11 protein-coding genes are annotated in these 11,352 nt (G+C 64.7%); 4 read left to right on the top strand and 7 right to left on the bottom strand.

Annotation, left to right across the window (positions count from 1 at the left end):
- Window positions 1-24: 24 nt before the first annotated feature.
- Window positions 25-879, bottom strand: coding sequence for an alpha/beta hydrolase (locus llg_RS20285; RefSeq protein ID WP_338286856.1), 855 nt, complete (start codon window positions 877-879; stop codon window positions 25-27).
- A gap of 82 nt (window positions 880-961) precedes the next feature.
- On the opposite strand from llg_RS20285, the gene llg_RS20280 reads away from it, so the two are divergent.
- The gene (locus llg_RS20280; protein WP_338286855.1) at window positions 962-1,864 is read left to right on the top strand and encodes a hypothetical protein; all 903 of its coding nucleotides are present in this window, start codon (window positions 962-964) and stop codon (window positions 1,862-1,864) included.
- 10 nt (window positions 1,865-1,874) lie between these two features.
- Here the strand turns inward: llg_RS20280 and pdxA are convergent, their stop codons facing one another.
- The 4 genes from pdxA to llg_RS20260 all read right to left on the bottom strand — a co-directional run bounded on the left by pdxA (window position 1,875) and on the right by llg_RS20260 (window position 5,144).
- Window positions 1,875-2,732: a 4-hydroxythreonine-4-phosphate dehydrogenase PdxA gene (gene pdxA, locus llg_RS20275; RefSeq protein ID WP_338286854.1), complete on the bottom strand. Its 858-nt coding sequence runs from the start codon at window positions 2,730-2,732 to the stop codon at window positions 1,875-1,877.
- Window position 2,733: 1 nt separating this feature from the next.
- Window positions 2,734-3,090, bottom strand: a complete 357-nt coding sequence (locus llg_RS20270) for a VOC family protein (protein ID WP_338286853.1) — start codon at window positions 3,088-3,090, stop codon at window positions 2,734-2,736.
- A gap of 7 nt (window positions 3,091-3,097) precedes the next feature.
- A complete protein-coding gene (locus llg_RS20265) occupies window positions 3,098-4,081 on the bottom strand; it encodes a SurA N-terminal domain-containing protein (protein ID WP_338286852.1) in 984 nt (327 codons plus the stop codon).
- 112 nt (window positions 4,082-4,193) lie between these two features.
- Window positions 4,194-5,144 carry an alpha/beta fold hydrolase gene (locus llg_RS20260; protein WP_338286851.1) on the bottom strand — a complete coding sequence of 317 codons (951 nt, stop codon included), beginning with the start codon at window positions 5,142-5,144 and terminating at the stop codon, window positions 4,194-4,196.
- Between the two features lie 138 nt (window positions 5,145-5,282).
- Here llg_RS20260 and llg_RS20255 point away from each other — a divergent pair, with 138 nt between their 5' ends.
- Entirely contained in the window at window positions 5,283-5,822 is a 540-nt protein-coding gene (locus llg_RS20255) for a metallophosphoesterase (protein ID WP_338286850.1), read from the top strand.
- A gap of 168 nt (window positions 5,823-5,990) precedes the next feature.
- On the opposite strand, the gene llg_RS20250 is transcribed toward llg_RS20255, so the two are convergent.
- Window positions 5,991-6,320 (bottom strand): hypothetical protein, encoded by a 330-nt coding sequence (locus llg_RS20250; protein ID WP_338286849.1) that lies wholly within the window; start codon window positions 6,318-6,320, stop codon window positions 5,991-5,993.
- Between the two features lie 20 nt (window positions 6,321-6,340).
- Window positions 6,341-9,523: a transcription-repair coupling factor gene (mfd, locus tag llg_RS20245; protein ID WP_338286848.1), complete on the bottom strand. Its 3,183-nt coding sequence runs from the start codon at window positions 9,521-9,523 to the stop codon at window positions 6,341-6,343.
- A gap of 89 nt (window positions 9,524-9,612) precedes the next feature.
- On the opposite strand from mfd, the gene llg_RS20240 reads away from it, so the two are divergent.
- Window positions 9,613-10,335 (top strand): N-acetylmuramoyl-L-alanine amidase, encoded by a 723-nt coding sequence (locus llg_RS20240; RefSeq protein ID WP_338286847.1) that lies wholly within the window; start codon window positions 9,613-9,615, stop codon window positions 10,333-10,335.
- Window positions 10,332-10,736, top strand: a complete 405-nt coding sequence (locus llg_RS20235) for a YkgJ family cysteine cluster protein (RefSeq protein ID WP_338286846.1) — start codon at window positions 10,332-10,334, stop codon at window positions 10,734-10,736. The genes llg_RS20240 and llg_RS20235 overlap by 4 nt, the downstream gene beginning before the upstream one ends.
- Window positions 10,737-11,352 lie beyond the last annotated feature (616 nt).

Below are 11,352 nucleotides of genomic sequence, written 5' to 3'. Positions count from 1 at the left end.
GCGGACCGTCGAAGGGCCGCGGCCTCACTCCACCGGGGACTCGGCGGCGGGTTGGAGCAGGCCGCGTTCGGTGAGGAAACGGTCCATGGCTCCGATGGTGAGCTCGAAGTGCATCGAACTCACGTTGAAGTTGAAGAAGCTGTGTTCGGCCCGTTCGTAGTCCACCAGCTCGCACTTGTTGCCGCGCCAGTGCAGGCGGCGGGCGAACTTGCGGGCTTCGTCGACCGGGGTGATGCGGTCGTTCTTGCCGTGGAAGAGGATCATCGGCGGTAGCTTGCGGCGGACCAGCGCGGTCGGGCTGAGGCGCTTGGCGGTGCGCACGTCCGGGAACTTCGCGGCCAGGCCGCTCTTCGGCGTGGTGTTCAGCAGCGAGCTAAAAAGGGCCAGCGCCTGCGGACGGCAGCTCACGCCATCCTCGGACGGCATCTCCTTGTCCTTCGGCAGCGTGCACAGCAGGGCCTGCCAGGCCCCGCCGGCGGCTCCACCGATGGTGAGACGGTCCGGATCGATGCTGAGCAGGCTGGCGTTCCGGCGCACCCAGCGGACGACTTCACGGGCATCTTCCATGGCCTCCACCGGGCCGGTGCCGTGTTTCGAGGAGGTGCGGGTTTCCGCGGCGATGGCGACGGCACCCCGGCTGGCGAAGTGCAGGCAGTGGGGCACGAACTGGGTCACCATGGGCGATTCCCAGAAGCCGCCGTGGAAGAAAATGATCACCGGGCGCGAGCGTGGGGTGTCGACTCCCTCGGGCGGGGAGAAGACATAGGCCGTCAATTCCCCCTGCGGGGTCGTGCGGTAGTTGTGGCTTGATGCATCTTTCAGCATCTCCCGATCCCGGGCTTCGCCGATCGGGGCCACTTTTTGCAAAATACTGCTCATGCGGAGGTATCCGCCGTTCCGGAGGGGGGCGGCGCGGGATTCTTTGTTGTCCACCGGCGGACTTTGTCCAATCGTTTCGTGTGTGAGCCGACCGATTTTCTCTCTTTTCGCCGTGGCGGTGCTGGCCGGTATCGCCTGCCCGGGAATTGCAAGCGCCCAGGAAGCACTTCGCGTGCCGTTGGAAACGACCTACATCCGCTGGCAGGATGCCATGGTCCGCAAGGATGTGGATACCTGGAAGGCCTCGACGGCCCAGTCCCGCCAGATGGAAATCCGTAACCGACTGGTTTCCGAAAAACGCGCTTATCCCGCCGGGGTGTTCGAGCTCCCCGCGCCGCCACCGGCTCTGAAGGGGTTGAAGTTCCTCCAGGCCAAACAAAAGGGCCCGACCGCCAAGCTTTCCTACTTCGGCAAGATCGATTTCGGGATCGAGGGCGTGGCTCCGACTGAGAACCTTCTGGTGCTGTCCTTCCTTCAGGAGGGGGCTGCTTGGAAATACGATCGTGCGGATTACGTGAACCTGGCCGCGCTGGCGGCGGTCCGCGGCGAGCTGGCGGCTGGCAACCTCCGCTATCTCGATGAAACCCCGGATGCGCAGCCCAGCGGGGTGGTGCCGCCGGTGCCGCCGGCCGCTCCGACGGCGAAATACATCGCGAAGGTCTATGTCTTCTGCCCGGGTCGCGAGGTGCAGGTGCAGGTGAACAAGATCAGCCGCCACAAGTTCGCCAACGCCAAGGAGGCGGAAGTGGTGATTGGCGGGGCGCTGGATGGCCTCAACGAGGTCCAGTTCACCACCCGCAAGCTGGATGGCGGCACCGGCAAGGAGGCGATGACGATCCGCGTTTACCTGTTGTCCGAATATCAGGGGGTGAAGCCGATCAAGGCGTTCGAATACCAGATCGAGGCCAATGGCGTGCCGAAGGCGGTGGACACCCGCACCTTCATCGTGGATGCCGCGACGGTGGCGAAGCTGAACGGGAAGTGAGCCGTTCCTTTTATCCTGCCATCTCGCACGCGAGGCGGATGGCGCGGATCATCGAGGAGGCGTCGGCGATGTCCTGCCCGGCGATGCCGAAGGCGGTACCGTGGTCCGGGCTGGTGCGCGGTTTCGGCAGGCCCAGCGTGACATTCACGGCGGTGTCGAAATCGAGCAGCTTCAGTGGGATCAGCCCCTGGTCGTGATACATCGCCAGCACGCCATCGAACTGGCCGCGGGCGGCGTCCCGGAAGATCGCGTCCGGCACGCCGGGGCCCTCGAAGGTGGCGATTCCCAGTGCGTTGAGCGCCTCAATGGCAGGGGAGATGATCCGGATTTCCTCGTCGCCGAAGGCTCCGCCTTCACCCGCGTGCGGATTGAGTCCGGCCACTGCGATCCGGGGGCGGCGGTCGCCCTTCCGGCTCAGGAAGTCAGCCAGCAGCTTGCCGGTGCGGACGAGACCTTCCACCGTCAGCAGGGATGGCACCGCAGCCAGCGGTTCATGGATGGTGGCGAGGGCCACGGTGAGCGTGTCGCCGCTGAGGCACATGCCGTAGTCGGTGATGCCCTGGGCGGCGGCGAAAAACTCGGTCTGGCCGGGGTAGGTGAAGCCCACGCTCTGGAGCTGGGCCTTGGAAACCGGGGCCGTTACGACCGCGTCAGCACGGCCGTCGTTTAGCATCGCGGCGGCTTCCTTCAGTGCCTGGAACGAAGCGGTGGCCGAGCGGGCATCCGGCTTTCTAGGGGTGCCGGCGGCCTCGTCACCGATCAGGAGAAATTCGTGGCCTGCCGGGAGGGCTCCCGATTGCAGGGCCTTCCGGACTACCTCCGGGCCGATGCCCGCCGGGTCTCCGAGGGTGATGGCGATGCGGGGCATGCTAGGATTCCTCCGGGGCGGGGTCGTGCCCCGGCAAGGTGTTGAAGTAGAGCAGATGACCGTCCGGATCAGTCAGGCTGAAACCGGTCGAGCCATCCGCCTCGTGATCGGGCTCGGGCACCGGCAGGTCGCGGGACTTGAGATGGGCTGCCAGCGCCACGATATCGGCTCCGCGGAAGTTCAGCATGTCCGGTTCCGCGTGGCGGTAGAGGCCGATTCGCGTCTGGTCCTTGGCCACGATGACGTAACCAAGGTCGAGGCTTCCATCCGCAGGGGAGAAGCCGAGGGCGCCGTAGAACTCCAGCGAGGCGGCCAGATCCTTGACCGACAGGCAGATATCGAGGTGCCCCAGGTGCATGCCCGGCTCAGATCTTGCGGTCGATGATCGCGCGCTTGCGCTTCGATTCGATCCAGCGCTCGTATTCGCCCGCGGTCTTGTTGCGGCGGACGCGCTCCTCGATCATCTGGCGGACCTTCGGATTGGAAAGCGGCTCGGATGGCCCAAGCTCCTTCTTGACCACCTTCACGATCGAAAAGCCCTGCGGGTCCAGCAGCGGACCGACCGGCTTGCCGACCTCGGCTTCGAACAGGATGGCGGAGAAGGCCGGGGAAAGGTCGGTGCGCGGCACGTTCTCACGGGTGCCACCGGTTTCAGCGAAAGCGTCCTTCGAGTGGGTCTTCGCCAGCTCCGCGAAATCCTTGCCGGCCTGGACCTGGGTCATCACTTCCTCGGCGAGCGCGAGCTGGGTCTGCGGGGTGGACTCCGGATGGGCGGCGTCCGAGGACGGGATGAAGATCATCTGGAAAGTGATGACATCCTTGGTCATGTCCCGGAAGGAGGCCTTGGCCTCATTGTATTCCTTCTGGATCTCGTTCGGGAGCGGCGGCGGCGCATCGGAGAAATGCTGGGCGCGCATGGCCTGCACCACCAGCTTCTCACGGGTCATCTCGCGGAAGCCGTCCATGGTCAGGCGGTTCTTGCGGAGCTCCTCGTTGAACTTCTCCTTGTTGCCGTTGTAGAGCTCGCGGACCTGGCGGTTGATCTCATCGTCCACGGCCTGCTGCTTCATCGTGGCACCCAGCACCTTGAACTCGTCGAGGATGATCTCGCGGTCGATCAGCTCGTTGAGCACCTTGTCGCGGGCTTCCTTGAGCTTCTTTTCGAAATCCGGGCCACGGCGCGGGAACTGGGTGGCGAGCTGGGCGAAATACGGAGCCAGCATGAAGGACACCTGGTTCTTGGTCACCACCCGGCCGTTCACCTTGGCGGCGATGCCGTTGACTTCGACGGGGGCGGCGTGGACGGCGGACGCGAAAAGCAGGAGGGCGAAGAAGGAGCGGAGCTTCATGGAGGTTTCGCAGGGGCGGCAGGTTGTCCGGATGGATTCGCCGTTGCGGCCGACTCTCCCGTTACCGGGGGCCGATTGCAAGCGGGGAAACCAATCCGGCCATACAGCGGAGTCAGGGCACCGGATTGCCTCGGATTCCTTGCAGGAAAGTGGCGACCGGCCCCAGCAGCTCCGGGTGGAGGGGCAGTTTCGGGTTCGAATACGAGGTGATCTGGTCCTTTTGATCGGCCCCGACCGCCTTCAGCACGTGGTTCATCCCCTCGATCTTGAGCAACACCGAGGCGGGATCGGCCGCGTGCAGGGCATCCGCGTCGGCCACGGGCACCTGGATATCGGTGGTGCCCTGGACGATGAGCGCCGGGGCGGTGAGCTTGGCGATCTCGGTGGTGGGCGTGTATTTGATCCACGAGATCAGATAGGGCTGCACGCTGGGACGGAAGAGGATGTTCAACTCCGGTGACACCTTCGCCACCTTCTGGCCCTGGTCGAGTTGTTGCAGGATCACCGTGGCTTCCCCCAGTAGATTGGGCGGGAGTTTGGTTTTCAATTGCTCGCGGAGCAGGGGCGAGGCCCGGCGGGCGGTGCCCGCCACGGAGATGTAGCCGTCCACGGGCCGCCTGCCCGCCGCCACCAGCCCGATCAGCGCGCCCTCGCTGTGGCCGAGCACCACGGTTTTCTTGAATCCGAGCTCGCCCTGCAGGTGGCCGAGCCACGCCACGGTATCGTCCACGTAGGAGTCGAAGAGCAGGTCATCCTCCTTTTTCGGGCCGGCGGGCTTGCTGGCCGCGATGCCGCGTTTGTCGATGCGCACCGAGGCGATGCCTCGGGCGGCGAGACCCTCCGCGAGCATCTTGAGGCTGTCGTTGTTGCCGGGCAGGCCGATCGAGTTGCCGTTGCGGTCGGTGGGACCCGAGCCGGGGTGGATGAGCACCACCAGCGACTTGTCCGCGTGGGCCGGTTCCTCCAACGTGCCTTTCAACACACCGGTGGGCGTTTTCAGTTCAATCTCGGTCCCCGCGAAGGCGAGGCCGATGAGTGGGAAGATGAGCAAAAGACGCTTCATGAGCGGGGCGGCATTGCCCTAACACAAGCAGGGGACGGCCCGTGCTGGCAATGCGATTCCGAGAAGGGGAGCGCGACGCCGCCATTCGCCCGGTGTTCAGGCTCGCCTGCCGGGGCCTGCTCCGATCCAATTCCCCGCATGGTGGTGCTGGTGATTGCCGACGACGAATGCCTCTTGAACGAGCTGCCCGTGCAGCCCGCGGACGTGTTGGTTTCCTGCGGGGATGTGTCCGATTCCATCATCCTGAAGGCGGCGGAGCGCTGTGGCGCGCGCCGGGTGCTGGCGGTGAAGGGGAACCACGACACCGCGAGCGTGTTTCCACCGCCGATAGAGAACCTGCACCTGAATGTGGTGGAGGTGGATGGCTTCACCTTCGGCGGATTCCGCGGCGCATGGAGATACAAGCCGCGTGGGTACCATCTCTTCGATCAATCGGACGTGGAGCTGGCGCTGATCGATTTTCCCGCGGTGGACATCTTCGTGGGGCACAACTCCCCGGCAGGCATCCACGATCGCGATGACGACGACGTGCATTTCGGATTCCGAGCGTTCAACCGCTACATCGAGGTGAAAAAGCCACGGCTTCTGCTGCACGGCCACCAGCACGTGAACGCGGAGAGCCAGTTGAATGGCACCGGAGTCATCGGCGTCTACGGGCACCGGTTCATCACCTTGTAGCCGAAAGCTCCGGCTTTCCGGCGGGACGGAGATCGTTTGGCCGGTGAGCCACCGCCAACGGAGCTGGCGGAGACGATTCGAAAGCGGAGCTTTCGGCTACATTGCTCACCGTGGCTTCAACATCCCCACTGCCCCGTCGGGCTTCGGCTCTTCGTATGTAGTTCCCGTTTACGGGGCCGTCTGGCACCCGGTTGCGGGACCCGGACCGAAGCGATTCCGGATCTCCATTTTCAGATCCTCCAAGGAAACTCCTTCGCCCTCACGGATTACTTTGCCGATTCCGGTTTCGGGTTCGGTGATGACCTCGATATCGTAGTCATATCGTACCGGGTGAATCTCAAGATGGCGGCAGGTGTTGACGTAAATCAGGTGGCAGCCATCCGTCAGACCGATCGCGCAAAGGTCGGCATCCCAATGATCAATGAAAGAGCATGCCAGTGAATCAACCAACGGGCTGATTTGCTCGATGAATTGAAGGATGGTGAGGTGCTTTTCCATGACGTCGTGTGGCGGGAAAATCACAACGACCTCAGCATCCCCTCCGCCTCATCGAGCTTCGGCTTGGGGAGATGATGAGTGAGGCGCGGGAAACGCTTGCCCTCCAGCAGGATGTAATCGCCATTCCGGTGCAGCATCAGGCGCTGGGCCTGGAGTTCCACCGAGGCGACATCGCGTGCCGCGGCGAGGGCCTTGATCCGCGCCACTTGGATGAGATTCGACACCGCCTCCGGGAAGCGCCCGAAGCGATCCCGCCACGAGCCTTCCAGTTTCTTCACGGCCTTCTCCGTCACCGCCTCGGCGAGTTCGCGGTAGGCCGCGAGACGCAGCTTCGTCTCGGGCAGCCACGAGGCTGGTAGGAACGCCGGCACGACCGCCTTGTGATCCTCCCGCGCATAGACGCTTTCACTGAAACACACACAGTCCGCCTTGAACGCCGTTTCGGCATGATGGCTGGTCTGGCCGCGGCCTTTGAGGCGGTCCACCGATTGCCGCAGGAGCTGGCAGTAGAGGTCGAAGCCGATCTGGGCAATGTGGCCGCTTTGCTTGGTGCCGAGCAGGTTGCCCGCGCCGCGGATCTCCAGGTCGCGCATGGCGATCTTGAAGCCGGAACCGAGCGCCGTGTACTGCTTGATGGCGTGGATGCGCTTGCGGGCGTCGCCGGTGGTCATCATCTCCCGCGGCAGCAGCAGGATGGCGTAGGCCTTTTCACCGGCGCGGCCCACACGGCCGCGGAGCTGATAGAGGTCGGCGAGACCGAAGCGGTCGGCGCGGTCGATGAGGATGGTGTTGGCGTTTGGGATGTCGATGCCGGTCTCGATGATGGTGGTGGCCAGCAGCACGTCCGCCTCTCCTTTGACAAAGGTGTGCATCACCACCTCGAGGTCATCCTTCTCCATCTGGCCGTGGCCGATGAGGATGCGGGCCTCGGGCACGAGCTGGCGGATCTTCGAGGCCATCAGCTCGATGGTCTTCACCCGGTTGTGCAGGAAGAACACCTGGCCGCCGCGTTTCATCTCGCGCTGGATCGCATCGCGGATCACACGCTCGTCATAGGCGCAGACGGTGGTGGACACCGGCACGCGGTTCGGCGGCGGGGTCTCGATGGTCGACATGTCGCGCGCTCCCATCAGCGCCATGTAGAGCGTGCGGGGAATGGGCGTGGCGGAGAGCGTCATCACGTCCACCTGGCGGAAGAGCTCCTTGAACTTCTCCTTGTGCTTCACGCCGAAGCGCTGCTCCTCGTCGATCACCACCAGGCCGAGGTCCTTGAAATGGACGTCACCGGAGACGAGCCGGTGGGTGCCGATCACGATGTCGACCGCACCTTCTTCCAGCCCGCGGATCGTGTCCCGTATCTGCGAGGGGGTGCGGAAGCGGTTGAGCAAATCCACGCGCACCGGGTAGTCCGACATGCGTTCGCGGAAGGTTCGCCAGTGTTGCTCCGCCAGCACGGTGGTGGGCACCAGGATGGCCACCTGCTTGCCGCCGGTCACCGCCTTGAAGGCCGCGCGGATCGCCACCTCGGTTTTGCCGAAGCCGACATCGCCGCAGATCAGCCGGTCCATCGGCCGGGGTGCCTCCATGTCCTTCTTCGATTCCTCGATCGCGCGGCGCTGGTCGACGGTCTCGGTGTAGTGGAAGGAGTTCTCGAACTCGAACATCCAGCGCGAATCCGCCGGATGGGGATGGCCGGGCTGGGAATCGCGCTCGGCGTGGACCCTCAGCAATTGCGCGGCGTAATCGAGGATCGATTTCTCCGCGGACTTCCGCGCGTTCTTCCACGAGGCGCTTCCGAGCTTGTTGAGATCGGGCGTCTTGCCGCCGAGGCCGACGTATTTGCCGACGAGGTGGGCCTGTTCCAACGGCACGCTCAGGATCGAGCCGCCATCGTATTCGATCGCCAGTTCCTCGCCATCGTCGCCCGGATGGATGCCGCGGAAACGGCCGATGCCATATTCATAGTGGACGACGAGGTCGCCCTCCGAAATCTCATCGATGGTCGCCCGGGCGATCGCCACCCGCGCGCGGTCCAGCGAGCTTCGCCGCGCCACGCCGGGCGTGCGGTAGCGGCCGAACAGTTCCGAGGACGACAGCACCGCCAGCTTCAGCGCCGGCACGGTGAAGCCCGCCAGCAGCTCGCCACGGAGGGGCGTGAGCCCGAGATCGCGCTCCAGGTCCTTGCCCGCCAGATCGGCGAAACGTTCCTGCTCGCCATCGTTGGAGAACACGATGCCGACGTCCCAGCCATCGCGGCTCCATTCGTTGAGCTGCTTGAAGAAGCCCTCGCGCCGCGATTGCTCCAGCACGAAATCACCGGCATCGAAAACGCCCAGCGGGCTGTTGTAGCAGGCGGTGGAAAAGTCCTCCTCGCCCTCCAGGTCCGCGGTATCCTCCAGGATGCGGACATCGGGCCGGTAGGTCTCGGTGGCACCGATGGCGACGATCAGGTCGTCCTTGTGGCGGTAGTCGGAAATCTTCGCCGCGGCGGGCGGCTCGGCCAGCAGCAGTTCGGATTGCTCCAGCTTCCGGGTCGACGCCTGCGAATCGAGATCGAACTCGCGCAGAGACTCCAGTTCGGTATCAAAGAACTCCAACCGCAGCGGTCGCGCGGCCTGCCAGGCGAAGAGGTCGACGATGCCACCGCGGATCGCGAATTGCCCGCGGCCCGCGACGGTCGGCACGCGTTCGTAACCGTGCGACGCCAGCGTCTCCGAAAGCTCGCGTGGATCGAGCTGCGTGCCCGGTTTCAGGATCGTGCGCGAGTCCCGCAGCGCGCCGGGCGACGGGGCGGGGGAGTCGAAGGCATCGCTACCGCAGATCACCACGAAGGACTTTTCGCGCGCCAGATGCTCCAACACCGCGAACCACTCCGCCGCGCCCTCGGGATCGGCGATCGTGCCCTCGGCGGTTTCCGTTGGAGACTCCGGCAGCACTAGCGCCACGATGCCCCACAGCTCCAGTTCGGTGGCGAGGCGTTCGCGTTGGCGTGGCAGGTCGCACACCAGCCACACGCGTTGCTTTTTGCGATCCCGTGCCGCCTCCGTCACCACCGCGGCGAGCCAGGCGTGGGACGCATCCCCGGCGTGATCGAACAATACCTCCCCATCGCCGGTGGCCAGAGGGGCCAGGCGTTGGACAAAGTCCGGCTGCGTGACGGCCCGCCGCAGCCAGGCGTGGGAACAATCCGCCGCGCGGGTCACGCAGGCAGGGATACACGGCTTTTTCCCCGTGGCAAGAAGGTGCGCGCGGTTTTGCATTCACCTTTTTCCGGAACGTGCTAGGCTCGCGCATGCGTTCGTGCGCCATCCTGTTCTCCCTTCTCGTCTGCGCCCTGTTCTCGACGAACTGCACCCAGATCGGCCCGCCGGGCGGTGGCCCGGACCGCGTCCTGAACTGGCGTCCGACCCCGATTCCCCAGGCCCAGCCCGGCTCGCTTTCGACGTCCACCTTGGTCCGCAAGATCAACCTCAAGCCGGACATGGTCGCGAAGGGCACCTACGGTCGCAAGGTGGTGCGCCCGATGAACCCGCGCTACATCACCATCCACAGCACCCAGAACTTCTCCGCGGATGCCTCGAAGCACGCGCTGGCCCTGAAGCGCGGCGCCCTCCGCGCCCCGAAACGCAAGGGCTTCAACCGCATCGGCTTCCTCATCTGGCACTTCACCGTGGACTCCCGCGTGGCCATCCAACACATGCCCTGCAACGAACAGGGCGAGCACGCCGATTTCAACGGCCCCGGCAACAACTACTCGATCGGCATCGAGATGTGCGAGAACCGCGGCGGCAACCGCACCGCCACCATCGAGCGCGCGGCCATGCTCACCGCCTACCTGATGAAGCGCTACAACATCCCGCTGCGCAACGTCGTCCCGCACTACCACTGGCCGCGCCACGGTTGCAGCCCGGAGCACAAGAACTGCCCGTGGTTCCTCATGGACAACGGCCGCCCGGGCGCGAAGTGGCGCTGGTTCCAAGGCAAGGTGAACTACTACTACCGCTCGCTGCAGTGACCTCCGGCCCGTCCGCCGGCAGCCCCGGCAACCGCGATGTCTATCTGGATCCGGACACCTTCTACGTCTGCGACCGCTGCACCGCCTGCTGCAAGTGGCCCGGTGACGTGCGATTGGAAGAGGAGGAGATCCCAGTGATCGCGGAGTATCTCGGCATGACCGAGGCCGCCTTCCTCGACCAATACACGCGCCTCCGCACCAACCGCCAGGGCCTCTCGCTGATCGAAAAGGAGAATCATGAGTGCATCATGCTGGAGGGAAACTCCTGCCGCATCCACGCCGTGAAACCCGGCCAGTGCGGCGGCTTTCCCAACAAGTGGAACTTCCCCGGCTGGCGGCAGGTCTGCCACGCGAAGCCGATCCCGATGGCCGAGGCTATGGCCCGAGGGATCGCCAAGTAGCACAAGCATTCCTTGCTTGTTAGTGGGAGCGCGAGCCCCGTCCGGATGTCGTGCTTCCGCCGCTTTGCTCCCGGTGATTTTCTCTTCAGGGCAATGCCCTATCCGCTTTCCTCCGTCCTCGGATTGCGCTAAGCCCAGCAACGCATGAACCCGCCCCCGCCGCTGTCAGCCCAATCCCGGAACCGTGGTCCCTTTGTCGGAGTCATCGCGGGTGCCCTGTTGATGTGCGGTCCGGTCATCGGGCTTCTGGTGTGCCTGTTCTCCATGGTGAGGGCCAACACCACGCTCGGACGGTCGGGCATCGGGGATCCTTCTGCCTTGGCCCTTCACGTTTCGGTGGGCCTGAATGGCTTGTTCATCGGAGGAGTGGCCTTCGTGCTTGGAGTGATTGTACTCAGCGTTTCCGTCATTTGTATGATCCGCCAAAGGAACGCCCGGAACGCGATCCGGGGCGGTGCGCCGGTGTGAGCCTTGTCTGCACCCCATGGCCCGCCCGGTTCAGCCTGCCCCACCCGTTGCCCCTTGGAAGCCATGGGCCTTCCTGTGGTTCCTCTTCTGGCTCGGATGCGGTGTCGTGGGGAACTTCATTGAGTGGGGAGATCCCGCCGGATTTCAC

Origin of the sequence: Luteolibacter sp. LG18 (assembly GCF_036322585.1) — a bacterium.
GTDB lineage: Bacteria > Verrucomicrobiota > Verrucomicrobiia > Verrucomicrobiales > Akkermansiaceae > Luteolibacter.
Note: the sequence above shows the minus strand (reverse complement) of the source record. Positions and strands in the feature narration are given on the sequence as shown.